Below are 25,060 nucleotides of genomic sequence, written 5' to 3' on the forward strand. Positions count from 1 at the left end.
AGAGATGGCTCGTTACACCGGTGCAGACTGCCGCCGTTGCCGGCGGGAGAAGATGAAGCTGTTCCTCAAGGGCAGCAAGTGCGATGGGCCGAAGTGCCCGTTCGAGTCCCGGCCGTTCCCGCCCGGGCAGCACGGCCGCGGCCGTACCAAGGAGACGGAGTACCTGCTCCAGCTCCGTGAGAAGCAGAAGGCCCGTCGTGTCTACGGCGTGCTGGAGAAGCAGTTCCGCGGTTACTACGAGGAAGCCGTTGGCAAGCAGGCCAAGACCGGTGAGGTCCTCCTGCAGATCCTCGAGTCGCGGCTGGACAACGTCGTTTACCGGGCCGGCTACGCCCACTCGCGGGACATGGCCCGCCAGCTGGTCAAGCACGGTCACTTCACGGTGAACGGCAAGAAGGTCGACATCCCGTCGTACCGCGTCAAGGAGCACGACATCATCGAGGTTCGGGGCAAGAGCAAGGAGCTCACCCCGTTCATCGTCGCGCAGGCTCAGGCCGGCTCGAAGACGGTTCCGGCGTGGCTTGAGGCCATCCCGAGCCAGATGAAGGTGCTCGTGCACTCCCTCCCGGCCCGGCAGGTCATCGACACGCAGGTCCAGGAGCAGTTGATCGTCGAGCTCTACTCCAAGTAGTCCGAGCTCGTTCGGTGGCCCGCCCCTCGGGGCGGGCCACCGGAACAGTTTGTGTCGTGGGCGTCAAATAGCGGGCGCCCCGGAAGAGAAGAGAAAAGATGCTCATCAGCCAGCGACCCTCCCTCTCCGAGGAGTCGATCAACGAGACCCGGTCGCGGTTCGCCATCGAGCCGCTGGAGCCGGGCTTCGGCTACACCCTGGGCAACTCGCTGCGGCGTACGCTGCTGTCGTCGATCCCGGGCGCGGCCGTCACCTCGATCAAGATCGACGGTGTGCTGCACGAGTTCACCACGATCCCCGGTGTCAAGGAGGACGTGGTCGAGCTCGTCATGAACATCAAGGAGCTGTGCGTCAGCTCCGAGCACGACGAGCCGGTCAGCATGTACCTGCGTAAGCAGGGCCCGGGCGACGTGACCGCGGGCGACATCCAGCCGCCGGCCGGCGTCTCGGTGCACAACCCGGATCTCAAGCTCGCCACCCTGAACGGCAAGGGCCGGCTCGACATGGAGCTGACCGTCGAGCGGGGCCGGGGCTACGTGACGGCGGCGCAGAACAAGCAGTCCGGCGCGGAGATCGGCCGGATCCCGGTCGACTCGATCTACTCGCCGGTGCTGAAGGTGACCTACCGCGTCGAGGCGACCCGTGTCGAGCAGCGCACCGACTTCGACCGGCTGATCATCGACGTCGAGACCAAGCCGTCGATGGGTCCGCGTACCGCGCTGGCCTCCGCCGGTTCGACGCTGGTGGAGCTGTTCGGGCTCGCCCGGGAGCTGGACGAGACCGCCGAGGGCATCGACATCGGGCCGTCCCCGCAGGACGCCCAGCTGGCGGCGGACCTTGCCCTGCCGATCGAGGAGCTGGACCTCACCGTCCGCTCCTACAACTGCCTCAAGCGCGAGGGCATCAACTCCGTTGGTGAGCTCATCGGGCGTACCGAGGCCGACCTCCTCGACATTCGCAACTTCGGTCAGAAGTCGATCGACGAGGTCAAGATGAAGCTCGCCGGGATGGGTCTCGGGCTGAAGGACTCGGCTCCGAACTTCGACCCGGCGCACGTCGTGGACACCTTCGGCGAGGCCGACTACGACACCGACGACTACCGCGAGACCGAGCAGCTCTAGTCCGCGCTGCCGCCACAACTGAGGAGCACCAAAAATGCCCACGCCCACCAAGGGCCCCCGCCTCGGCGGCAGCCCCTCGCACGAGCGGCTGATGCTCGCCAACCTGGCGACCGCGCTGTTCCAGCACGGCAAGATCCAGACCACCGAGACGAAGGCCCGGCGGCTGCGCCCGCTGGCCGAGCAGCTCATCACCAAGGCCAAGCGCGGTGACCTCGCCTCGCGGCGTCGGGTGCTGGGTGTCGTCAAGGACAAGGACGTCGTCTACGCCCTGTTCGACCAGATCGCGCCCCGGTACTCCAACCGCCCCGGCGGTTACACCCGGATCGTGAAGACCGGTCCGCGCAAGGGTGACAACGCGCCGATGGCCATCATCGAGCTGGTGGAGGAGCTTCAGGTCGCCGAGCCGAAGGTGAACAAGAAGACCGCCGCCCGCAAGGCCGCGCAGCAGGACAAGGTCGAGGCGCTCGCCCCGGCCGACGAGGCCCCGAAGTCGGCTCCGGCCGACCAGGATTCCGAGGCGCCGGTGTCGGCGTCCGGTGACACCGCCGCCGCCCGCGAGGACAGCGACGAGGCCACCGAGAACAAGGCCTGATCAAGGGCATTATCGGGCCCGGCACCCCATCGGGGGTGCCGGGCCCGACCCGTAACAGGAGGTACGAGGTGGACGAGCGGATCCGGCTGCGGCTGGACGTCTCGTACGACGGCACCGACTTTTCCGGCTGGGCACCCCAGCCGACCCGGCGCACCGTCGCGGGGGTGCTCGTCGAGACCCTGGACCTGGTCCTCGGCGTTGGTACGGCCACCGGGCTGACGGTGGCCGGACGGACCGACGCGGGGGTGCACGCCACGGGGCAGGTGTGCCACCTGGACCTGCCGGTGGACGTGTGGCGGCAGCATGAGGGACGGCTGCTGCGTCGGCTGGCCCGGCTGCTCCCCACCGACGTGCGCGTACGGGCGATGACCGAGGTGCCGGCCGACTTCGACGCCCGGTTCTCGGCAACCTTCCGACGCTACGAGTACCGGGTCACCGATGCGCCCTTCGGCACCGAGCCGCTGCGCCGGCACGAGGTGCTGGCCTGGCCGAAGCCGTTGGACCTGGCCGCGCTGAACGCCGCAGCGACCGGGCTGGTGGGGGAGCACGACTTCGCCGCGTACTGCCGGCGCAAGGAGCACGCGACCACGCTGCGCGAGGTGACCCGGCTGGACTGGCGTCGCGACCCGGACGGCATCCTGGTCGCCACCGTGCAGGCCGACGCGTTCTGCCAGGCGATGGTGCGCAGCCTGGTGGGGGCCATGCTGGTGGCCGGGGACGGCCGCCGCCCGGTCGAGTGGCCGGGCACTCTACTCACCCGGCGCGAGCGGTCCAGCGAGGTGACGGTGGCCCCCGCGCACGGGCTGACGCTGGTCGCCGTCGGCTACCCGGCCGATCCGGCCGAGTACGCCCACCGCGCCACGCTCACCCGCCGGTTGCGGGTCCCGATCGAGGGTTGACCGCGCCTGCGGGTCAGTCGCCCGGCAGGCCACCCTGGTTCGCGTTGCTGCCGGTCGGGGCCGCCGTCGGTTGTCCGGCGGTGCCACCGTCCGCGCGGCTCTGCAGCACGCCCCGGCTGAGGTGCAGCTCGATCATGTCGAACAGGATTTCGCGGACCTTGGCGTCACCCGCCTTGATCGCCGCCCCGTCCTTGCGGACCACCAGCGCGTAGGCCAGGTAGTGGCCACGGACCTGCCAACCGACCCGGGCCGGGGCGCTGGTCAGGACGTCGGTGTCGGTGTCGTCGCCCTCGTCGCCGGTGAGGCCACGGAATCGGCCCTGCCGTTCGTCGAGCAGTTGCCGGAGTCGGTCGCGGGCTCGTTCCGCGCTGACCTTGTCGGTGAGGTTGAACAGGCCGGCGGTGACCAGGTGGTTGCCGTCGGGCGTGCTCAGCGTGGCCCGGACGACCTGGTTGCAGCCGAGCCGGACCAGCAGGTCGGCGACCTCGTCGGTGGCGGCGACGGCACAACTGCCGCTGGACTGCGTCTTGAGCACCTGGTAGCTCGGTTGGCCATCGGTGAGCTTCAGCTCCTTGCCGGGGAAGAGTTCCTTGGCGGTGAGCGGGGCCTGGTCGGTGTCCCGGGAGTCGAGGGCCAGCCGTTCCGGCGTTGCCGACGTCGGTGCGGCGGCGTTCGGCTGGTAGGTCGGGTTGCTCTGCGGCTGCTCGTTGCGGTCCATGAGCAGCGCGGCGGCACCGAGGCCGCAGAGGGCGAGCAGCACGAGGACGGCTGCGCCGCCGATCAGTACCTGCCACAGTCGGCCGCCGCCGCGCCGGGCGGACGGCTCCACCGGTGTCGCCGAGGTGTAGATCTGGCTGCGGGGCGGGGCGGGCGGGATGTCGGCACGCGTCGGCAGTGGCTGCGGCGCATCGGCACGATTCGGCGCGGGCTGCGGTACTGCGGCACGAGTCGGCGCGGGCTGCGACGAGGGCAGCGAGAGCTGGTTCGGCCGGGGCAGCGACGGCGTGGGGAAGCGCGACGGAGACGGCCCGGCCGGCGGGGGCGGACCGGCGCCGAGCACCGACAGGTCGGACCCGGGCTCCGGGTACTCCTCGAAAGCGTCCTCATCGGACTCGTACCGATACACCATGTCGCCCAGAGTAGGAGCCATTGTCCCTTTAGGGGGTAATATCGGGGAAATGTGCGTGTGGGCCGTGTCAGGTCCGCCCCGGACCGGTGCGAGAATTGCCAGGTGACCGGCGACCACTACTTCACCGCTCAGCCCACCAGCGACGCCCCGACGCGCGAGGTCGAGTTCTCCGTCGCCGACCGCGACTACCGGCTCACCTCGGCCGGCGGGGTCTTCTCCGCCAGCCGGCTCGACCCGGGCACCGCGGTGCTGCTGCGAAAGGCCGAGCTGCCCGCCGCCGACACCACAGGCGACCTGCTCGACCTCGGCTGCGGATTCGGGCCGATCAGCTGCGTGCTGGCCGACCTCGCGCCCGCCAGCACCATCTGGGCCGTCGACGTCAACGCCCGCGCCCGCGAGCTGACCGCCGCCAACGCGGCCCGGATCGGCGCCGCCGACCGGGTCCGGGTCAGCGCGCCGGACGACGTTCCGGACGGCGTCCGCTTCACCCAGCTCTGGTCGAACCCACCCATCCGGATCGGCAAGGACGGGCTGCACGACCTGCTGCTGCGCTGGCTGCCCCGACTCGCCCCGGACGGCGTCGGGTGGTTGGTCGTCGCCCGGCACCTCGGCGGCGACTCGCTGCAACGCTGGCTCACCGAGCAGAGCTGGCAGGTCGAGCGGTACGCCAGCCAAAAGGGCTTCCGGGTGCTGCGCGTCACCCGGTAATTGGATGTACCCCCCGACCCTCACTGGGGCAGGATCCCGGCGTGGGATACGTGGACGTGGCAGCGGTCGGGCACATCCTGCCCGACGGTCGGGAACTCTTCGCCGACGTGTCGTTCCGAGTCGGTGAGGGCAGCAAGGTCGCCCTGGTCGGGCCGAACGGCGCGGGAAAGACGACGCTGCTGAGGATGGTCGCCGGCGACCTGCCGGTACGCAGCGGCGTCGTCGCGCGGGCCGGCGGGCTGGGCGTGATGCGCCAGTTCATCGGCATGATCGGCGACGAGTCGACAGTCGCCGACCTGGCGTTGTCGCTGGCCCCGCCGGCGCTGCGCGACGCCGGCCGGCGACTCGGCGAGACCGAGGCGGCCATGCGGGCGGCCGAGGCCCACGGCAAGTTCAGCAACGCCGCGGGCAAGGCCCAACTGGCGTACGCCGATGCGCTCGGCGCCTGGGGCGAAGCCGGCGGGTACGACGCCGAGGTGCTCTTCGACACGGTCGCGACCATCGTGCTCAGCCAGCCCTGGGACGCCGTACGGGACCGGCCGGTGCGTACCCTCTCCGGCGGCCAGCAGAAGCGCTTCGCCCTGGAGTTGCTGCTGCGCGGCCCGGACGAGGTGCTGCTGCTCGACGAACCCGACAACTTCCTCGACGTGCCCGGCAAACGCTGGCTGGAGGCACGACTGCGCGAGTCGGCGAAGTCGGTGCTCTACGTCTCGCACGACCGCGAGCTGCTGGCTCAGAGCGCCGACCGGGTGGTTGCCGTCGAGGGTGGCAGCGCCTGGGTGCACCCCGGCGGCTTCGCCAGCTGGCACGAGGCTCGGGTGGCCCGGCACGCCCGCCTCGACGAGCTGCGCCGGCGCTGGGACGAGGAGCACCAGAAGCTGCGCGAGCTGATGCTGATGTACAAGCAGAAGGCCGCGTACAACGACGGGTTGGCCTCGCGCTACCAGGCCGCGCAGACCCGGCTGCGCAAGTTCGAGGAGGCCGGGCCGCCGCCCGTACCGCCGAAGGACCAGGACATCCGGATGCGGCTCAGCGGGGGGCGGACCGGCAAGCGCGCGGTCGTCTGCGAGCAGTTGGAGCTCGACGGCCTGACATTCCCCTTCGACCTGGAGATCTGGTACGGCGACAGGGTGGCGGTGCTCGGTGCCAACGGCACCGGCAAGTCGCACTTCCTGCGGCTGCTGGCCCGCGGCGGCACCGACCCGGACCCGGCGAACGGGCCTGTCGACGGCGCGGGCGCGCTGGCGCCGGTGACGCACGACGGCGTGGCCCGCCTCGGTGCCCGGGTCCGGCCCGGGCACTTCTCCCAGACGCACGACCGGCCGGAGCTGATGTCGAAGACGCTCGTCGAGATCCTCTGGCGGGGCGACGAGCACCGCACCGGGATGGACCGGCACGCGGCGATGGGGGTGCTCAGCCGCTACGAGCTGGCCGCGCAGGGCGACCAGCGCTTCGGCACGCTCTCCGGCGGGCAGCAGGCCCGGTTCCTGGTGCTGCTGCTGGAGCTGTCCGGGGCGACCCTGTTGCTGCTCGACGAGCCCACCGACAACCTCGACCTGGCCAGCGCGGAAGCTCTCGAAGCGGGTCTGAACGCCTTCGAGGGAACGGTGATCGCTGTCACCCACGACCGTTGGTTCACCCGCTCCTTCGACCGGTTCGTGCTGTTCCGAGGCGACAGTGAGGTGGTGGAGACCCCGGAGCCGGTCTGGGACGTCGGGTGATCCCCGCCGACCTGCCCGACCGGCTGTGCGGCGTCGGCGGGGTGGTCGCCGTGGCGCTCGGCGGTAGTCGGGCACGCGGCGAGCAACGCCCGGACTCCGACTGGGACCTGGGTCTCTACTACCAGGGTGAGCTGGACGTGCCGGCGCTGCGTGCGGTCGCCGCGACGGTCGCCGACGACACCGACGTCGCGCTCACCGCCCCCGGTGGTTGGGGCCCCTGGGTCGACGGGGGTGGCTGGCTGCGGGTCGGCGGGGTCGCCGTGGACTGGATCTACCGGGACCTCGGCCGGGTGCACCGCGTCTGGGCGGACTGTCGGGCCGGCCGGTACGAGGTCGGGGTGCAGGCCGGGCACCCGCTCGGGTTCTACTCGTCCGCCTATGCCGGCGAGGTGGCGTTGTGCCAGGTGCTGGCGGACCCGACCGGCCAGCTGACCCGCCTGCGGGACCGGACTCGGGAGTATCCGCCCGCGCTGGCCGACGCACTGGTGGCTGGCGGCTGGGAGGCCGGGTTTCTGCTGACCGGCGCGGCCAAGGCCGCCGCCGGCGGGGACAGCGGGTACGTCGCCGGCTGCCTGTTCCGGGTGGTCGGCGTCCTCGCCCAGGTGCTGCACGCCCGAGCCGGCCGGTGGTTGGTCAACGAGAAGGGGATGATCGCCGCCGCAGGGCGACTGCCCGGTGCTCCGCCGAACTTCACCCAGCGGGCGCAGGCGTTGCTCGGCGCCGTCGGACGTAGCCCCGCCGAGCTGGCCGCGACCATCGGAGCCGCCCGTGAGCTGGTCACCGAGGTGGTCGGCTGAGCCGCCGCCGAGGTGGTCCGCACCGAGCCGGCATAGGGTGGATCTCGTGACTGAAATGACCTATCGCCGGCTGGGCGACTCCGGGCTCGTGGTGTCAGTGGTCGGCATCGGCTGCAACAACTTCGGCCGCAAGCTCGACCTCGACGGCACCCGGGCGGTGGTGGACGCCGCCCTGGACGCCGGCATCAACCTCTTCGACACCGCCGACATCTACGGCGAGCCGCAGGGCGGTTCCGAGGAACTGCTCGGGCAGGCGCTCAAGGGACGCCGGGACGACGTGGTGGTGGCCACCAAGTTCGGCATGGACATGAACGGCCTCAACGGGCCGGACTACGGCGCCCGGGGTGCGCGGCGCTACATCGCCCGCGCTGTGGAGGCGTCGCTGCGCCGGCTCGGCACCGACCACATCGACCTGTACCAGATGCATGAGCCCGACCAGGGCACTCCGATCGACGAGACCCTCGCCGCCCTGGACGACCTGGTCCGGGACGGAAAGGTCCGTTACCTGGGCAACTCGAACTTCGCCGGCTGGCAGATCGCCGACGCGGACTGGGTCGCCTCGTCCAACGGTCGGTCCCGCTTCATCAGCGCCCAGAACCACTACAGCCTGCTGGAGCGCTCGGTGGAGGCCGAGGTGATCCCGGCGTGCGAGCGGTTCGGCCTCGGCATGCTGCCGTTCTTCCCGCTCGCCAACGGTCTGCTCACCGGCAAGTACAAGCGCGAGGCTCAGCCGCCCGCCGGCAGCCGACTCTCCGGCGGTGGCCGGTACGCGGAGCGGCTCGCCGCAGCCGACTGGGACACCATCGAGGCGATCGAGGCGTACGCGGGCGAGCGGGGTCTGACGATGCTCCAGGTGGCCATCGGCGGTCTGGCCGCCCAGCCGGCGGTGACCTCGGTGATCGCCGGTGCCACGACGCCCGAGCAGGTGCGCGCCAACGCGGCCGCCGGCACCTGGGAGCCCAGCGACGAGGACCTGGCGGCACTGCGCGCTGTCCTCTGAGCGCGGCGAGGCGTGCGCGGGCGTGCGCTGCGTCGTGCGCCACGCATGATCCACTCGCGTTCCTTGAAGTCGGGGTGACCTGCGGTCCGGGAAGCCCCGACTTCAAGGATGCCGAGTCGATCACCAGCCGATCGAACGACGCCGGGCCGGGCCGCTCGTCGCGGCCCGGCCCGGTCGTTGAATGCCGTTTGGTCAGTCGGTGCGGCGGCGGCCGAACAGCATGGCCACCCCCATCGCGGCGGCGACGAGCACGAGACCCGCCGCCGCGAACGGCCACCAACCGGTGCCCGCCCCGCCGTCCGCTGGCTTGGTCACCGCGACCGGCGCGGGCGCTGGCGGTGACTGCGCCGCCTTCGCCTGCACCGTGGCGGTGGCCTTGCTCTGAAGTGGAGCGGGGGAGTTCACCGACACCTTCCACATGCCGGTGGAAAGCACCGGGCCGCTGCTGTAGAAACCGTGCCCCTCGGGCTGCGGTTCGAGCTGCACCGGCCCGACCCGCTGCCCGTCCGGGCCGGTGGCGGTGAGGACCAACCGCACCACCTGCTCCAGCCGGCGGCCATCGGCGTGGGTGGCCTGGATGGTGACGCCCTGAGCCCCGTCACCGGCCACCGTGAGTTTGAGCTTGTCGGCCTTCGCCGCCGGGGCGGCCTGAGCGGCCTGCGCCGCCGGGGCGGCCTGAGCGGCCTGAGCCGCCGCCGGGGCGGCGGCGGACAGGGCCAGGGCCAGTCCGGCGAACACGGCGGCCAACACCTTGCGGATACCCGTCACGGACATCTCCTCCCTACCGATGAGGGAGGCCCCTCCCCGACGCCGTAGCGCCGGGGAGGGGCCTCGTCGGATCAGAGCTGGCGACCGGGTGCCAGCCGGGTGGCATCGCCACCGAGCCGCCCGGTGCCCTTGACCGGGTCACCGTCGTTCGCCTTGACCCCGGCCTTGCTGGCCGCGCCGCCGAGCCGAACGATCATGGCGTCGGCGTCCCGGATCAGGACGTCCCGAACCTCCGCCTCGGGCACCAGGGTGGCGTCGGAGGCAAGCGTCCGGAACGCGGTCAGCTGCCGGACGGCCGCCTTGTCGTCGCCGGCCGCCTCCGACGCGCGAACAGCGTCGAGCTTGTTCGACAACTGCTTGTGCGCCTTGGTGGAGAGCCGCCCCGTCGCCTTGAACCGGTCCAGCAGACTCTGCATGTCCCGGAACGAGGTGGTGACGAAGAACCGGACCGTCGAGGTGGTCTTGTTGCCCGCCTTGTCGGTCGCGGTCACGGTCAGCTCGTGCAGACCGAGCGACAGGTCGTACATGGCCTGCAGCGTGCCGCTGGTGTACGCCTGACCGTCGAGCTGGCCGACCACGCTCGCGATGCCCGAGGTCGGGTCGACGGCCTGCCAGGACACCCGAACGTCCTGGCTGTCGCCGTAGAGCTGTCCGTCGGCGAGACCGGACACCAGCAGCGTCGGCTTGGTGCCGTCGATGCGCAGCACCGCTGACTTCAGCGTCTCGACGTTGCCCGCCTTGTCCGTCGAGCGGAACAGCAGCTCGTGCTGCCCGTCGCCGGTCACCTCGACCGGCGTCGAGTACGGCGTCCACGCGCCACCGTCCAGCGACCACTCCACAGTTTTGACACCGGAACCAGCGTCGGTCGCGGCCAGCACCACCGGGATGGTCCCGTTGTGCCAACCGGCGTCGTTCGCCGGAGCGAACGTCGCCGAGGTCACCGGCGCGGTGGCGTCGATCTTGACCGAGACGGTCTTGGTCGCCTCCACGTTGCCGGCCTTGTCCGTCGAGCGGAACCGAAGCTCGTGCTCGCCGTCCCCGCTGACCGCCACCGGAGCGGTGTACGCCGTCCAGGTGGTGGCCCCGTCCAGCTGGTACTCCGTGCTGGCGAGCCCGCTACCGCCGGCCTCGTCGGCGCCGGTGAGCGTGATCGTCACCGGTCCGGTGTGCCACCCGTCGGTCGGGGTGCCGGAAACCGCCGCCGTGGTCACCGGCGCGGTCTCGTCGGCCACCTCCGTGCTGAGCCGGAAGTAGTCGAACGAGGCGGTCTTCGACGCTGTCTGGTTGGCGCCGAGGGTGAACAGCCCCACCTTCGGGGTGGCCCCGACCGCGCTGTTGGTCAGCGCCGTCAACGCGGTCCAGGTCGTCCCGTCGGCCGAGTACGACGCGGTGAACGTGTCGCCCGTGCGGGCCAGCCGCAGGTGCCACACCGCCGAGGTCAGGTTGCCCGCCTCGGGTTGCGGGTTCTGGACCACCCCGGCGATCTCGCTGCGGAACTCGATCCGCCGCGTCACCGCCTGGCCGGCCTGGTTGTCCGCGATGAAGTCGAACTTCAGGTAGTTGTCGTCGTCGGCCTGCACGAGCAGACCGGCCTGCTGGTACTGCTCGTTCAGCAGACTGCCGTCGACCTTCGTCTCCAGGGTCCAGTCGCCCGACGGCGCGGTCTGGAGGATGAAGTTCTTCGGCCCGGTGTTGTCGGTGCCGTAGATGTCACCGTTGGGCACGTCGATCCGCAGCGCGCCATCGGTGACCCGGTAACCGCTCGGGTCCTCCCGCGTGATGGCGTCCCACCGGCACTTGTCCAGCGTGCTGCCGGTGAACTCGTCCGACGGGTCGACCGGGCCGGCCGGAGCGTCCGGCGTGACCTGGAACGAGTCGAACGCGGCGTCGACAACCGGCGCCTCGGTGCCTCCGTTGAGCGCGAAGACCCCGATCCGCGGGTTGGTGATGCCGGCGAGCGCTGCCGAACGGCCGACCGGGGTGAAGGTCTGCCCATCGGCCGAGACGGCCGCGGTCAGGTTCGTCCCGTCGCTGGTGATCCGCAGGTACACGGTGTCACCCGCCGGTGCGGCGGTCCTGTCGTCGGCCTCGTTGCGAGGCGTGGCCGCCGTTTCCCGGATGAACTCCACCGCCCGGCTGCCGTTGTACAGCAGGTCCAGCTTGGCGTAGTTGTCGTCGTCGCCGTACACCAGAAGGCCAGCCTGCTGGTAGTTGGCCGTCACCGGCAGGGTGACCTTGGTGGTCATCTCCCACGCGCCGGTCGGGGCCGCCTGGAGCACCAGGTTGGTGGCGTCGTTGCGTGCGCCGTAGAGGTCACCCACGCCGGTGGGCAGCCGCAGCGCGCCGCCACTGAGCGAGTAGAGCTGGTTCTCCCGGATCACGCTGGTCCAGCGGTCCTTGTCGAGGCTGTTGCCGTTGAAGTCGTCCGAACGCGCCCCGAAGCAGGACGTGTCCGGAGCGTCGACCCGCACCGGCACCGTGGCGTACGACTTGGCACCCTTGCTGTCGGTCACCGTGAGGGTGGCCGTGAAGGTACCCGGGCTGGTGTAGGTGTGGCTGGCGTCCAGTGTGGTCGCCGAGCCTCCGTCACCGAAGTCCCAGGCGTACGTCAGCGGGGTGTCGCCCTCGGCGTCGGTGGCCGTGCCGTCGAAGGCGACGGTGACCGGCGCGGTGCCGGTGGCCGGGGTGGCCGTGGCGCTGACCGTCGGCGGCCCGTTCTCGGTGACACCGCGGCCGACGAAGTCCATCCAGTTGACGTTGAACAGCGAACCCGTTCCGCCGTTCGGGTCGCGGGCCAGGAAGTACAGCGAGCCGCTCGCCGCGCCGGTGACCGGTGCGCTCACGTCCGTGTACGTCTGCCACGCGCCGGTCGACGGTACGACGGCCGTGGCGACCACCGGTCCGTCCACCGCACCCGCGCGGACCTCGATCCGACCGCCAGCGGCGGCGGAGGCGGCCCGGAACCGGATCTCGGTGATGTTGGTCAGGTCCGCCGGGGCGAGCGACCACCAGTCGCCGTCCTCGATGAACGCGACGCTCTGGCCGCCGCCGGCGGTGTCGGCGCCGGCCTCCCGCTGCACGCCGGCGTCGCCGCCGCCGGTGCTCACCGGTGCGCGCCCGGTGGCGGTGAAGAACTCGGCCTGCTTGCGCTTGGGCTGGAGCACCTCGATCGCGCGGCCGGTGAGCGGGCTGGCCCCGCCGGTCCCGCCACCGTCGGTGTAGGTGGCCTCGAAGACCGCGAAGACGTTCGCCTCGGCGCCGTGCCCGGAGGCGAGCGACGTCTGCACGGTGCCGCTGCAGCCGGTGTGCTGCTCCAGCGGGTGGGCGTGCTCGTCGTGGCCGAGCAGCACCTGGAGGTTGACCTTGGCGCAGTCGATCTGCCCGTCCTCCGGGTCGGTCACCTTGATCGAGTAGCGGACCTGGTCACCCCACTCGAAGAACCCACCGTCCGGCGGGAACTCGATGGTCACCGTCGGGGACGTGTTGCCCACGGTGACCGGCACGTTGGCCACCGCGGTACGGCCCTTGGGGTTGGTGACGGTGAGCTGGGCGGTGTAGTTGCCCGCCGTGGCGTACGTGTGGGTCGGGTTCGCCTCGGTGGAGGTCTGCCCGTCGCCGAAGGCCCAGGCGTAGGTGAGAGTGCCACCGTCCGGGTCCCGGGATCCGGCGCTGGAGAACTCGACAGTCAACGGCGCGGCGCCCGACGTCGGGGTCGCGGACGCCGTCGCGATCGGCGCGCGGTCACCGGCGGTGTAGTCGATCCGGTAGACGCCGGAGTTGTCGTTGTTGCCGCCGAAGCCGCTGCCCCACTCGATCAGGTACAGCGCGCCGTCCGGGCCGAACTCGAAGTCCATCGGCCGGACCATGCTCATGCCGGTGAGCAGCTGGTTGATGTCCACCAACGACTTGCCGTCGGGGGTCACCTGCATGGTGTACATCTTGTTCTGGTTCCACTCACCGAGCAGAGCCTTGCCGTCGTAGTACGCCGGCCACTTGCGGTTGGAGTTGAGGTCGGCGTCGTACCGGTAGACCGGGCCGCCCATCGGGGCGCCGCCGCCGCCGATCTCCGGGTAACGCGCGTCGCCGGCGTACCCGTAGTCGACGGTCGCAGGGACCACCGGCGGGAGGTTGGTCAGGCCCGTGTTGTTGGGCGAGTTGTTCACCGGCGCGGCGCAGTCGAACTTCGCGCCGCTCGGGCCGGACGGGAACGTGTAGTCGTTGTACGCCTCGTTCGTGCCCGTGCAGTACGGCCAGCCGTAGTTGCCCGGGGTGACGATGTTCCACTCGACCAGACCGCGCGGGCCCCGGTTCGGGTTGTCCGCGTTGGCGTCCGGCCCGTAGTCCGCGACGTACAGCGTGTTGGTCTTCGGGTCGGTGCCGATCCGGAACGGGTTGCGGAAGCCCATCGCGTAGATCTCGGGACGGGTCTTCTCGGTGCCCGGCGCGAAGAGGTTACCGGCCGGAACGGTGTACGTCCCGTCGTCCTCCGGGTGGATCCGGATCACCTTGCCGCGCAGGTCGTTCGTGTTGGCCGAGGTGCGCTGCGCGTCGTAGTCCTGGCGCCCCGCCCGCTCGTCGATCGGCGTGTACGAGTTCGACTCGAACGGGTTGGTGTTGTCACCGGTGGCCAGGTAGAGGTTGCCTGCGCCGTCGAAGGTCATGCTGCCGCCGGCGTGGCAGCAGGTGTTGCGCTGGGTGTCGACCCTCAGCACCTGCTTCTCGCTTGCCGGGTCGATGGTGTCACCGGTCACCGTGAACCGGGACAGCAGGTTGCGGGTGACCCCGTCGTTCGGGGCGTAGTACAGGTACACCCACTTGTTGGTGGCGAAGTCCGGGTCGAGCCGGATGCCGATGAGGCCGTCCTCGTTGCCGGTGAAGACGTCCAGGTCGACGGCGGTGACGGTGTTGCCGGTGTCCGGCTTCACGATCTGCACGCGACCGTCGCGCTCGATGTAGAAGACCCGCCCGTCGGGGGCGATGTCCAACTCCATCGGGTTGCTGGTGTTGCTGTCCAGCGTGACCTTCTCGAAGTTCGAGGTCTTCGAGGCGCCGCAGTCGGCGTTCTCGACACCGGCTGCGGTGCGGATGCCGCCGAGCAGGTGGGAGAGGAACTCGGGCTCCGCGTACGACTCCCGGGTGTGCCCGCCTCCCGTGTACCAGGAGCGGCCACCGTCGTAGTCCTGGCACCAGGCGATCGGGTGGTCCGCACCCATCGCGCCGGCGCCGGCGGTGTAGCTCTTCTCGTCCAGGCTGGCCAGCACGTGCACGTCCGGCCGGGGGTTGGTCTGGTAGTTGTACCACTCGTCGAACCGGGACCAGCGGTCCGGCAGTCCGGCCGTGGACGGGTGGGCGTGGTCCTCCACCTTGACCGTGGCCTGCTGGTTCTGCGGGTGGTTGGCGAAGTACGCGCCGACCAGGTCGCCGTACCAGGCCCAGCTGTACTCGGTGTCCGACGCGGCGTGGATACCGACGTAACCGCCGCCGGCCTTCACGTAGCGCTCGAACGCTGCCTGCTGGTCGGCGTTGAGCACGTCACCGGTGGTGGAGAGCCAGATCACCGCCTTGTACTTCGCCAGGTTGGCGTCGTTGAATGCGGCGCCGTCCTCGGAGTTGTCCACTGTGAATCCGTTGTCGACGCCGAGCTGCTGGATGGCGGCGATGCCGGTGGGGATGGAGTCGTGCCGGAAGCCGGCGGTCTTGGAGAAGACGAGGACGGAGAAGGGATCGGCTGCGGCCTTTGGCGCCTTCGGCGCCACCTGGCTGACCGGGGCTGCGGCCTTCGCATCCCGTGGGGGGACCTGGGCGGCCGCCTGGGCGGGCGCGCCGAACAGGGTGGTCGAGGCCATGGCCAGGGAGATCAGGGTTGCGGTGATGGGTACGCGGGCACGACGAGAACGGGACACGCCGCCTCCTGTGTCGTAGTTGACAGGGCTCGCGGGAGTCGGCTCGCCGAAGGCCGTCCCTGATGGAGTCGGTGGTCACACCGTGCCAGGGTGTCCCCACCGACATTTTGTCGAATCGCTGAACAAATTAATTCGGCTGGTTCGATGTCGGGCAAGATGCGGACGGGTAACGGTTCTGCAACGGCGTGCGACATTCCGAACAGGACCGCATGAAGTGCCCCATGGATCTTGATCGTTGTGGCGTGGTCCGGCCCGCCGGCTGCCGTCGACCCCGCGCCTTGGCAGGCCGGCGGATCTGTCGTACGGTGACACGCAAGTAACCCACGGGAGCCCGGTGTACCGGGCTGAGAGGGGGGCTGACAGCCCCCGACCGTTGAACCTGATCCGGGTAATGCCGGCGCAGGGAGGAGCGTTGCCGTGCCGTCCCTGGGGCGATTGCATCTCATCACCGACACCCGACCCGGCCGCGACCCACTCGCAGTGGTTCGCGCCGCCCTCACCGTGGCCCACGCCGACCTGGTGGTGCAGGTCCGGGTCGAGGATTCCGCCACCGACCGCGAGGCGTACGACCTGACCCGGCGGGTGCTGGCGCTCTGCACGCCGTACGGTGCGACCTGCCTGGTCAACGACCGGTTGCACGTGGCGCTGGCGGTGGGCGCCGCCGGTGGGCACGTCGGCGCCGACGACCTGCCGGTCGCCGCCGCTCGCCGGGTGCTCGGCCCCACCGGCGTGCTGGGCGCCACCGCCCGCGCGCCCGACCCGGCGCGCCAGGCCGTCGCGGCGGGCGCCAGCTACCTCGGCGTCGGGCCGTGCCACACCACCAGCACCAAGACCGGCCTGCCGGACCCCATCGGACCCGCCGGGGTACGCGCCGTCGTCGACGCCGTCGACGTCCCGGTCATCGCGATCGGCGGAGTGACAGCCGCCCGGGTACCGGCGCTGCGGGCCGCCGGGGCGTACGGGGTGGCGGTGGTCGGTGCGGTCTCCGCCGCCGCCGACCCGGCACTGGCGACCGCCGAGCTGATCGAGGCCCTGACGTGCTGACCGGCCGGTCCCCGTCATCGCCGTCGAGCGACCGGGCCCGGCCGGACGTGGCAGTGGTGGGGGCGGGGCCGATCGGGCTGGCCATTGCCTGGCGCTGCGCCGCGCGGGGGCTGCGGGTGGTGGTGCACGATCCGGCACCCGGCTCGGGGGCGTCGGCGGTCGCCGCCGGCATGCTCTCCCCGGTCGCCGAGGCGTACTTCGGTGAGCGGCAGCTGACCGGCTTGCTGCTGGCGTCCGCCGCCCGCTGGCCGGCGTTCGCCGCCGAGCTGACCGAGGCGACCGGGGTCGAGATCGGCTACCGGACCGAGGGCACCCTGATGGTCGGGCTCACCGGCGACGACCTGGCCGAGGCGCGCCGGCTGTGGGCGTACCAGCAGGGGTTGGGCCTGCCCGTGACGCCGCTGCGCCCCAGTGAGCTGCGCGACCGCGAACCGGCGCTCGCCCCGCGGGTGCGTGGTGGCGCGTTCGCGCCCACCGACCACCAGGTCGACCCCCGGCTGCTGGTGCCGGCGCTGCGCACGGCCGCGCAGCGGGCCGGCGCGGTGCTCGTGCCACAGCCGGTCCGGCAGCTGTCCGACGTGGACGCGCAGGTCACAGTGGTCGCCGCCGGCCGCGGGGCCGCCGCGCTCACCGGCCTGCCCGTGCGGCCGGTGAAGGGCCAGATCCTCCGACTCCGCGCGTCCGACGGCGTCGCGCCGGGCTTCCGGCACGTGATCCGGGGGTACGCCGACGGCGAGCACGTCTACCTGGTGCCCCGCACCGACGGTGAGGTAGTGCTCGGCGCGACTGTCGAGGAGCGCTCCGACACCACTGTCACCGCCGGCGCCGTGCAGCGGCTGCTGCGCGCCGGGATCGACCTGCTGCCCGAACTGGCCGAGTACGACCTGGTCGAGGCGGTCGCCGGCCTGCGCCCGGGCACCCCGGACAACGCGCCGGTCCTCGGGCCGCTGCCCGACCGACCCGACGTCCTGGCCGCCACCGGACACCACCGGCACGGCATCGTGCTCACCCCGATCACCGCCGACCTGATCGCCGACCTGGTGCTCGGCGGCGTACCCGACCCGCTGCTCGCGCCCTTTCGCGCCGACCGCTTCGGCGCTGCCGCGTTGGGCCGAGCTGAACCGACGATGGAGGGGGACCTGTGGAGTTGACGGTGAACGGGACCGGGCGCAGCGTCGCCGCTGGCGCGTCAGTGGCGGACCTGGTCCGCGACCTCGTGCCGCACCCCCGTGGGGTGGCGGTCGCTGTCAACGGCGAGGTGGTGCCCCGGACCGGCTGGCCGGCCCGGTCGCTGCGCGACGGTGACCGGGTCGAGGTGCTCACCGCGGCGCAGGGCGGGTGAGCGCCGTGCCGTTCGAACTGGGTGGGCAGACCTTCACCTCGCGGCTGATCCTCGGCACCGGCGGCGCCGCGAACCTGCACATGTTGGAGCAGGCGATCCGGGCGTCCGGTACCGAGCTGGTCACACTGGCGCTGCGCCGGGTGGGCACGGCGCCGGGCTCCACCGGCGGTCTGCTGGAGCTGCTGGACCGGTGCGGGGTACGCCTGCTGCCGAACACCGCCGGCTGCCACACCGCCACCGAGGCGGTGAAGGTGGCCCGGCTGGCCCGGGACGCGTTCGACACCGACTGGGTCAAGCTGGAGGTGATCGGCGACGAGCGGACCCTCCTGCCCGACGGGGTGGAGTTGCTCCGCGCCGCCGAGGAGTTGGTCGCCGACGGGTTCACAGTGCTGCCGTACACCAGCGACGACCCGGTGCTCGCCCGTCGCCTCGCCGACGTGGGCTGCGCCGCGGTGATGCCAGCCGGCTCGCCGATCGGTTCGGGGCTCGGCATCGGCAACCCGCACCACATCCGACTCATCCGGCAGGGTGTGGACGTGCCGGTGATCCTCGACGCCGGGATCGGCACCGCGTCCGACGCGGCCCTGGCCATGGAGCTGGGCTGTGACGGGGTGCTGCTGGCGAGCGCTGTCACCCGGGCGGCCGACCCGGTGGCGATGGCCACCGCGATGCGGTTGGCGGTCGAGGCCGGCCGACTGGCCGCCGGCGCGGGCCGGATCGCCCGCCGCTTCCACGCGCTCGCCTCCACCCCCGACGAGGGAAGACCCGAGCTGTGACCGGGTTGGTGCCGCCCGCAGATCTTGGAAGCAGTCTGCCCCTGGAGAGGCCCATTCCTTCCAAGATTCCGTCTGGGGTAGTTGTTCTTACCGATCGGCTGGTCGCTCGCGCTCGGCTCGACCGGGCTATCGCGGGAGCTGTGGCCGGGGGAGTGCGCTGGGTGGTGCTGCGGGAGAAGGACCTGCCGCGCGCCGAACGTGCCGCCCTCGCCGCCGAACTGCGGGCGATCCTCGCCGACGTCGACGGGACCCTCATCGTGGCCGGCCCCGACCCGCTCGGCGGCGACGCCGTGCACCTGCCCGCCGCCGGCCCGTACCCGCCGCCGACCCACGGTCTGGTCGGCCGCTCCTGCCACCACCAGACCGAGCTGAACCGCCTGACCACCGAGCACTACGCCACCGTCTCCCCAATCTGGCCCACAAGGACAAAACCCGGTTACGGCCCACCCCTGGGACCGGACGGCCTGCGAAAGCTTGTCGACTCCAGCCCCGTGCCGCTGCTGGCGCTGGGCGGAGTCGAAACCCCGGACCAGGTAACCGCCTGCGTCCAAGCAGGAGCCACCGGAGTAGCCGTACTGGGCGCACTCATGCGCGCCACGAACCCGGCAGAGACAGCCGCCACCCTGACCAGCGCCTTCAAAGAGGCGGTTACCCCTGTGCTGACCCAAACCCGGCGCGGGGTCACCCAGGTCTCCACGTCAGGGCTGCGGCCGACCGTGCCCACGCAGGGATCAAGCCTGACCGCCCGGAGTGGGCACGGTCGGCCGCAGCCCCAAACCGCAACCAAGGAGGAGAAGTGACCCCGAGCACCATCCTCACCATCGCCGGCTCGGACTCCGGCGGCGGCGCAGGCATCCAGGCCGACCTCAAGGTCTTCGCCGCGCTGGGCGCGTACGGCACCAGCGTCCTCACGGCGGTCACCGCGCAGAACACCAGGGGTGTCGACGCGGTGCTGCCGCTACCCCCGCGCACCGTCACCGAGCAGTTGGACAGCGTGCTCACCGATTTCACGGTCTGCGCGGTGAAGACGGGGATGCTCGGCACCCCGGCGATCGCGGACGTGGTTGCCGAGGCGGCCCGGGACGGTCGGCTGCCTCAGCTCGTCGTCGACCCGGTGCTGGTCGCCACGAGTGGTCACCGGCTCGGCGTGGTGGGCGCGGTGGAGCGGCTGCTGCCGTACGCCAGTGTCGCGACCCCGAACTGCGCGGAGGCCGCGGCGATCACCGGACGCCCGGTGGACGACGTGGCCGCGATGGTCGTGGCCGCCGAGGCCCTGGTGGCCGGCGGCCCGGAGTACGTGGTGGTCACGGGCGGTGACCTGGACGGGGGCGAAGCGGTCGACGTGCTGCACGGCGGCGGGGTCACCACGGTGTTGCGCGCACCCCGGGTGCCCACCCGGCACACCCACGGCACCGGGTGCTCGTTCTCGGCGGCGATCGCGGTGCGGCTCGGTCTGGGCGATCCGGTGCCGGCCGCCGTGGGGGCCGCCAAGGAGTACGTGCTCCGTGCGCTGACCGGCGCGCGGGGTTGGGAGCTCGGAGCGGGGCGCGGACCGCTGAACCACTTCGGCTGGTCCGCTTGATCACCAGGGAGGCTGTCATGCACGCACGAGGCAAGGTGTACGTCGAGGGTTCGCGGCCGGATGTCCGGGTGCCGTTCGCGGAGGTGGGACTGACCGGGGACCTGCCGCCGGTGCGGCTCTACGACACGTCAGGTCCCGGGTCGGACCCGGAGGTGGGGCTGCCGCCGCTGCGCGGGCCGTGGATCGCCGAGCGGGGTGACGTGGCACCGGTGCGGGGTGCGGGCACGCCGTTGGCCGGGGTGGACGGTCGCCGGCCCACCCAGCTCGCGTACGCGCGGGCCGGGGTGGTGACGCCGGAGATGGAGTTCGTGGCGATCCGGGAGAACGTCGACCCGGAGCTCGTGCGAGCCGAGATCGCCGCCGGTCGGGCGGTCCTCCCGCTCAACGTCAACCACCCGGAGTGCGAGCCGGCGATCATCGGCAAGGCGTTCCTGGTCAAGGTGAACGCCAACATCGGCACCTCGGCGGTCAGCTCGTCGGTCGCCGAGGAGGTGGAGAAGCTGACCTGGGCCACCCGCTGGGGCGCGGACACCGTGATGGACCTGTCCACGGGCAAGCGGATCCACGAGACCCGTGAGGCGATCGTGCGGAACTCCCCGGTACCGATCGGAACGGTGCCGATCTACCAGGCGCTGGAGAAGGTCGGCGGCGACCCGGTGAAGCTGAGCTGGGAGGTGTTCCGGGAGACCGTGATCGAGCAGGCCGAGCAGGGCGTGGACTACATGACGGTGCACGCCGGGGTGCTCCTGCCGTACGTGCCGCTGGCAGTGGACCGGGTCACCGGGATCGTTTCCCGCGGCGGTTCGATCATGGCGGCGTGGTGCCTGGCGCACCACGAGGAGAACTTCCTCTACACCAACTTCGAGGAGCTGTGCGCGCTGCTCGCGCGCTACGACGTGACGTTCTCCCTCGGTGACGGGCTGCGCCCCGGCTCGATCGCCGACGCCAACGACGAGGCGCAGTTCGCCGAGCTGCGCACCCTCGGCGAGCTGACGAAGATCGCCTGGGCGTACGACGTCCAAGTGATGATCGAGGGCCCCGGCCACGTGCCGATGCACAAGATCAAGGAGAACGTGGACCTTCAGCAGGAGTGGTGCCACGAGGCGCCCTTCTACACGCTCGGTCCGCTGACCACCGACATCGCGCCCGCGTACGACCACATCACCTCGGCGATCGGCGCCGCGATGATCGGCATGTTCGGCACTGCGATGCTCTGCTACGTCACGCCGAAGGAACACCTCGGCCTGCCGGACCGGGACGACGTGAAGGCGGGTGTGATCGCGTACAAGATCGCGGCGCACGCGGCGGACCTGGCCAAGGGACACCCCGGCGCGCAGGCCTGGGACGACGCCCTGTCGAAGGCGCGATTCGAGTTCCGCTGGGAGGATCAGTTCAACCTCTCACTGGACCCGGAGACGGCGCGCTCGTACCACGACGCGACCCTGCCCGCGGAGCCGGCGAAGACCGCGCACTTCTGCTCGATGTGTGGCCCGAAGTTCTGCTCCATGAAGATCACCCAAGAGCTCAAGGAGTACGCGGCACGCGGCATGAAGGACAAGTCGGAGGAGTTCGTCTCCGGCGGCAGCCGGGTCTACCTACCGCTCGCCTGACCCTCGCCAGGGTGCGACGCCCCCGTGGCGCCCCGGTGTTGCGGGGGTGTCGCGGGGTGATCGACTCGGGTTCATTGATGTCGCGGTGTCCGGCTGCGTGGGATAGCCCGATATCAGTGAACCCGAGTCGATCAGCGGCGACCGGTCGGTGCGTGTGTGCGCTACGTGGTGAAGTCAGTGACGGTGGGTCACTCGCGGTGGTGTCGACCGGTGGAGCGCAACGACCGGCGGCCATTCTCCTGCTCGGGCTCGTTGTCCGACACCGGCTTGCTCAGGCCGGCGACCCAGTCGACGAATTCCTCGTCCTGGGTCGCCAGCGGCTCCGCTTCGTCCGACGTCTTCGGGCTCTCCTCGTCCGCGCGGGACCGGTTGCGGCGGAACAACCCGCCGAGCCGCCCTCGCCGAGAGGACTGCTCGGCCACCTTCGGCGGCGTCGCCGCTGCGGCGTCGTCAGGCGCCGGATCGCCGCTGCCGGTATCGGCGCTGGTGGTGGCGGCACCCGAGGGTGCGTCCACCGTGGCCGGGAACTCCGACGGGCCCGGGCGTTCGGCGGGAGCGTTCGTCTCGCTGGCTTCGGTCGGCGCTGTGCGTGCCGTCGAGCTGTCCGGTGACCCCGCCGAACCGCCGCGCCGAGAGGTGTCGAATGCGTTCCAGGTGCCGGCCCGGCTCAGGTCCGGCAACGGTGCCCGGTGCCGGGGCCTGGGCGTCGGCCCGGTGGGCTCGTCGGAACTGCTCGGCCCCTCCGGTGCCGGTGCCCCCGGCTCGGAGGCCTGCGGTGGCACCGTCCAGGTCGAGGTGACCGGCCAACCCGACGGCGCGGGCGTCCAGCGGCCGGCGTCCGGGTCACTGGCGGCGGTGGACTCGAACAATCCGGCGGTGGGAACGCCCTCGGCGGCGGGCCGCGCACTGTCGGTGTCACCAGCCCCGGCGATTGCAGAATCACTGGTCGCGTCGGCCGCTGTTGCCTTGCTGCCGGTCTTCCGGGCGCGCGGGGTGGCTTCCGCGCCAGTGTGGCCGGTCGCCGTGGTCGGTACCGCCGGTGCTCGCGTCGCCCCGGTTGTGGTGGTCGGTGCTTGTGTCGCCCCGGTTCCGGTTCCGGTCTCAGTGGTCGGGGTCGGGGTGGCGTCGGTTGCCGTGGCCGGGGACTCCGGGTTGGCCGGCACCTGCGTCGCACCGGCTTCGGCGGTCACCGAGGCGGCCGGCGCTTGCTTCGAGCCGGCGGCGGGCGTGGCCGGTGCTCGCTTCGCGCCGGTAGCGGTGGTGCGGGCTGCTGGCGTGCCGGCGGCAGCAGTCGAGGTGACCTCGGAGGTCGAGCTCGACCGCCCACCCTGGCCCCCCTGACTGGGTACCGGAGTGTCGGTCGCCGCGTCGGAGCTGCTGCTGTCGGCGGACCCGCCCGGCTTGGTGCCCTTCGTGGCGCGGCCGGTGGTCGTCTCGCGGCTGACCGTCTCGTCGGCGGTCGTCTCGCGGGTGGTCGTCTCGTCGGTGGTTGCCGAATCGACAGGGGGCGTGTCGTCGGCCACGTCGGAGGCGGCGGCGTCCGGGGTGGCTTTCGACTTACGGGTCCGTCGCGGTTTGATCGTCGGCGGTGCCTCGGGCGTGCCGTGGTCGGCCGTGCCCGTGCTGGTCGGGCCCGTGGCCGCGCTGGTCGGGCCCTTGCTCGTGCTGGTCGGTCCCGTGTCCGTCGGGGTCGTGCCCTTGGCGGCGGTGACAGGGCTGGGAGCGCCAGTGCCGGTGGGGGATGCGCTGGCCTCCGTGCCGCTGCCCGTGCTGGTCGCGGCTGGGCTGGTCCGGGCCGTGCCGGCCCGTGCCGTGCTGCCGGTGGTGGGGATCGGCTCGGCCGAGCTGATCGGCGCGCCGGACGCGGCCGAGCTGGTCGTGCCAGTACCGAGTGCATCCGTGCTGCTCGGGACTGCGGTGCTGGCGGACTTGCGGGTGGTGCGCCCACCGGTCGACCTCGCGCTCGTGCCCGTCGCCGCGCTGTCGGTCGTGTTCGTCGACGCGCCGCTTGTCGGTTCGTCGGCCGCACGGCCACCCGTCGGGGTTGCGGCGTCGACGCGTCCGGCCGTGGCGCTGGTCGGGGTGACGTCGCTGACGTCGGCGCTGGCCGAGGCCTCGGTCGTGGCCGGGACATCATCCCGTTGCGCCGGGGGAGTCTGCCCCGCAGAGGTGAACTCACCGGTCGGCGCGGTCAGCCAGGCCGCCGGCTGAGTCGACGCGGCGGGAGTCGAAGCGGTGGGAGTGGACGCGGTGGGAGCCGGGCCGTGCTGGCCGCTCGCTGTGGTCTCCGGCCAGTCCCAGTGGGCCGGGACGGTGCGTACGCCATCGGGGTTGCCCGCTGCCCACCGACCCGCAACGACGCCGCCGGGCTGCGCGGTGGCCAGCTCGGCGTTCGTCGTCTCCGTGTCGGTGCGCTCGGCGGTGTCCCGGTCGTTCGCCGCGCCCGGCAGCGGCGGGCCGGCGGGCAGCGGGCGCAGGATGGCGGTGGGCTCTATCGCCTGCGGATCGGCGGTACGGGTGCGCGTCGGCCACCGCAGCAGCGCGGCGGCGGCCGCGCCGAGAGCTCCGGCGAGGATCGCGATCAACGAGCCGTAGTAGGGGGTGGCCTGGTAGCGGTCCACCGCGTCGCCGGGACCGGCGGTCAGGTAGGCGAACGCCACCAGCACCGGACCGGCCACCCCGGTGGCCCCGCTGACCAGTGGGGCCTGGCCCCGCCAGCGGGCCAGCCCGGCGGTCGCCGCGCCGGCCAGTAGCGCCACTGTGGGCAGCAGGAGCGGCGCCAGCCGCTGTGCGGCGGCGTCGTCCAGCCAGCTCGGCTCCAGTACGCCGAGCCGGACGGTCGGCAGTGGGCCGGCCGTGCCGAGCGACGGCAGGACGGAGATCAGGGCCAGCAGCCAGACCGCGCCGGCCACGACCGCGACGTTCCAGCCCAGCTCGGGCCGGAACAGGACGGCGACCGCCGCGCCCGCCCCGATCACCGCACCGACCATGGCGCAGATGCCCACCGCCCAGACCGGGTCGACGGAGATCAGCTCTGCGGCGCGGGCGGGCTGCATGCAGAGCGGGGCGATGACTGTGGCGCCGAGCGCCGCCGCGGCCCCGACCGCCAACTGCCGGGCGGTGCTGGCTGCCGGGACGTCGCGGCGGGCGAGACGTCCGGTCAGGACCGCACCGGCGACGGCGGCGTTCGCGGCGAACCAGCCCACCCAGACGAGCTGGGCCGGCCACTGGTTGACGGTCGTGCCGGTGAATGCGCCGGTCAGGCGGACGATGCCGAAACCGTATGCGACGCCGAGCTGGCCGGCTCCGGCCAGCACGCTCACCCCGAGCGCCGTGAGCAGCAGTCTGCCCCAGGTCCGAAAGGCCATGTCCGGCACGTTACGCACCTGGTACACCCGATCGCCAACGGCGCGCCGCGCGGCACGCCGGTGGCCATC

General features: G+C 71.8%; 18 protein-coding genes, 1 pseudogene and 1 riboswitch. Of the genes and pseudogenes, 15 read left to right on the forward strand and 4 right to left on the reverse strand.

The genetic code is table 11. From position 1 onward, the window contains the following. Positions 1 to 4: 4 nt before the first annotated feature. From rpsD to truA, 4 genes are all read left to right on the forward strand, one after another. Entirely contained in the window at positions 5 to 631 is a 627-nt protein-coding gene (rpsD, locus tag OH804_RS31795; protein ID WP_030489600.1) for a 30S ribosomal protein S4, read from the forward strand. A gap of 98 nt (positions 632 to 729) precedes the next feature. Further along, entirely contained in the window at positions 730 to 1,752 is a 1,023-nt protein-coding gene (locus OH804_RS31800) for a DNA-directed RNA polymerase subunit alpha (RefSeq protein ID WP_007465227.1), read from the forward strand. Positions 1,753 to 1,786: 34 nt separating this feature from the next. Then, complete coding sequence (gene rplQ / locus OH804_RS31805; RefSeq protein ID WP_196919806.1) at positions 1,787 to 2,344, forward strand: 50S ribosomal protein L17; 558 nt, start codon at positions 1,787 to 1,789, stop codon at positions 2,342 to 2,344. Positions 2,345 to 2,412: 68 nt separating this feature from the next. Next, positions 2,413 to 3,243 carry a tRNA pseudouridine(38-40) synthase TruA gene (gene truA / locus OH804_RS31810; RefSeq protein ID WP_196919805.1) on the forward strand — a complete coding sequence of 277 codons (831 nt, stop codon included), beginning with the start codon at positions 2,413 to 2,415 and terminating at the stop codon, positions 3,241 to 3,243. Positions 3,244 to 3,256: 13 nt separating this feature from the next. Here the strand turns inward: truA and OH804_RS31815 are convergent, their stop codons facing one another. After that, positions 3,257 to 4,372, reverse strand: a complete 1,116-nt coding sequence (locus OH804_RS31815; RefSeq protein ID WP_231392414.1) for a hypothetical protein — start codon at positions 4,370 to 4,372, stop codon at positions 3,257 to 3,259. Positions 4,373 to 4,474: 102 nt separating this feature from the next. Here OH804_RS31815 and OH804_RS31820 point away from each other — a divergent pair, with 102 nt between their 5' ends. From OH804_RS31820 to OH804_RS31835, 4 genes are read left to right on the forward strand one after another with little or no spacing between them, the layout of a single operon-like run. After that, a complete protein-coding gene (locus tag OH804_RS31820) occupies positions 4,475 to 5,080 on the forward strand; it encodes a class I SAM-dependent methyltransferase (protein WP_196919803.1) in 606 nt (201 codons plus the stop codon). Between the two features lie 41 nt (positions 5,081 to 5,121). Beyond that, on the forward strand, positions 5,122 to 6,801 hold the full coding sequence (locus tag OH804_RS31825; protein WP_406061304.1) for an ABC-F family ATP-binding cassette domain-containing protein: 1,680 nt from the start codon (positions 5,122 to 5,124) through the stop codon (positions 6,799 to 6,801). Then, positions 6,798 to 7,598: a nucleotidyltransferase domain-containing protein gene (locus OH804_RS31830; protein ID WP_406061306.1), complete on the forward strand. Its 801-nt coding sequence runs from the start codon at positions 6,798 to 6,800 to the stop codon at positions 7,596 to 7,598. The genes OH804_RS31825 and OH804_RS31830 overlap by 4 nt, the downstream gene beginning before the upstream one ends. A 37-nt stretch (positions 7,599 to 7,635) precedes the next feature. Then, positions 7,636 to 8,598: an aldo/keto reductase gene (locus OH804_RS31835; RefSeq protein WP_406061308.1), complete on the forward strand. Its 963-nt coding sequence runs from the start codon at positions 7,636 to 7,638 to the stop codon at positions 8,596 to 8,598. Positions 8,599 to 8,790: 192 nt separating this feature from the next. Here OH804_RS31835 and OH804_RS31840 read toward each other — a convergent pair whose 3' ends face one another. Beyond that, positions 8,791 to 9,366, reverse strand: a complete 576-nt coding sequence (locus tag OH804_RS31840; RefSeq protein ID WP_406061310.1) for a hypothetical protein — start codon at positions 9,364 to 9,366, stop codon at positions 8,791 to 8,793. Positions 9,367 to 9,437: 71 nt separating this feature from the next. Then, the gene (locus OH804_RS31845; protein ID WP_406061312.1) at positions 9,438 to 15,269 is read right to left on the reverse strand and encodes a ThuA domain-containing protein; all 5,832 of its coding nucleotides are present in this window, start codon (positions 15,267 to 15,269) and stop codon (positions 9,438 to 9,440) included. Positions 15,270 to 15,582: 313 nt separating this feature from the next. Further along, positions 15,583 to 15,692: riboswitch (TPP riboswitch) on the forward strand. On the opposite strand from OH804_RS31845, the gene thiE reads away from it, so the two are divergent. The 7 genes and pseudogenes from thiE to thiC all read left to right on the forward strand — a co-directional run bounded on the left by thiE (position 15,687) and on the right by thiC (position 21,623). After that, positions 15,687 to 16,313: a thiamine phosphate synthase gene (thiE, locus tag OH804_RS31850; RefSeq protein WP_196919797.1), complete on the forward strand. Its 627-nt coding sequence runs from the start codon at positions 15,687 to 15,689 to the stop codon at positions 16,311 to 16,313. Its footprint overlaps the riboswitch before it by 6 nt. Then, positions 16,307 to 17,464 (forward strand): glycine oxidase ThiO, encoded by a 1,158-nt coding sequence (thiO, locus tag OH804_RS31855; protein WP_406061315.1) that lies wholly within the window; start codon positions 16,307 to 16,309, stop codon positions 17,462 to 17,464. The genes thiE and thiO overlap by 7 nt, the downstream gene beginning before the upstream one ends. Beyond that, positions 17,455 to 17,655 carry a sulfur carrier protein ThiS gene (thiS, locus tag OH804_RS31860; protein WP_196919796.1) on the forward strand — a complete coding sequence of 67 codons (201 nt, stop codon included), beginning with the start codon at positions 17,455 to 17,457 and terminating at the stop codon, positions 17,653 to 17,655. Before thiO ends, thiS begins: the two co-directional genes overlap by 10 nt. Next, entirely contained in the window at positions 17,652 to 18,431 is a 780-nt protein-coding gene (locus OH804_RS31865; RefSeq protein ID WP_196919795.1) for a thiazole synthase, read from the forward strand. Before thiS ends, OH804_RS31865 begins: the two co-directional genes overlap by 4 nt. Positions 18,432 to 18,496: 65 nt before the next feature. Further along, positions 18,497 to 19,069, forward strand: a pseudogene (locus OH804_RS31870) (thiamine phosphate synthase); the annotation flags it as partial. 158 nt (positions 19,070 to 19,227) lie between these two features. After that, positions 19,228 to 20,013: a bifunctional hydroxymethylpyrimidine kinase/phosphomethylpyrimidine kinase gene (gene thiD / locus OH804_RS31875; protein ID WP_406061317.1), complete on the forward strand. Its 786-nt coding sequence runs from the start codon at positions 19,228 to 19,230 to the stop codon at positions 20,011 to 20,013. 17 nt (positions 20,014 to 20,030) lie between these two features. Beyond that, positions 20,031 to 21,623: a phosphomethylpyrimidine synthase ThiC gene (gene thiC, locus OH804_RS31880; protein WP_145790332.1), complete on the forward strand. Its 1,593-nt coding sequence runs from the start codon at positions 20,031 to 20,033 to the stop codon at positions 21,621 to 21,623. A gap of 188 nt (positions 21,624 to 21,811) precedes the next feature. On the opposite strand, the gene OH804_RS31885 is transcribed toward thiC, so the two are convergent. Then, positions 21,812 to 24,991, reverse strand: a complete 3,180-nt coding sequence (locus tag OH804_RS31885) for a hypothetical protein (RefSeq protein WP_406061320.1) — start codon at positions 24,989 to 24,991, stop codon at positions 21,812 to 21,814. Between the last annotated feature and the right edge of the window lie 69 nt (positions 24,992 to 25,060).

It is taken from the genome of Micromonospora sp. NBC_00860 (assembly GCF_045207375.1).
In the GTDB taxonomy this organism is placed as follows: Bacteria; Actinomycetota; Actinomycetes; order Mycobacteriales; family Micromonosporaceae; genus Micromonospora; species Micromonospora vinacea.

Bases quoted from the DNA above. Each gene is read 5' to 3' on its own strand.
- thiC (WP_145790332.1), top strand. From the start codon at position 20,031: ATGCACGCACGAGGCAAGGTGTACGTCGAGGGTTCGCGGCCGGATGTC.
- rplQ (WP_196919806.1), top strand. From the start codon at position 1,787: ATGCCCACGCCCACCAAGGGCCCCCGCCTCGGCGGCAGCCCCTCGCAC.
- OH804_RS31885 (WP_406061320.1), bottom strand. From the start codon at position 24,991: ATGGCCTTTCGGACCTGGGGCAGACTGCTGCTCACGGCGCTCGGGGTG.
- OH804_RS31815 (WP_231392414.1), bottom strand. From the start codon at position 4,372: ATGGTGTATCGGTACGAGTCCGATGAGGACGCTTTCGAGGAGTACCCG.
- OH804_RS31800 (WP_007465227.1), top strand. From the start codon at position 730: ATGCTCATCAGCCAGCGACCCTCCCTCTCCGAGGAGTCGATCAACGAG.
- rpsD (WP_030489600.1), top strand. From the start codon at position 5: ATGGCTCGTTACACCGGTGCAGACTGCCGCCGTTGCCGGCGGGAGAAG.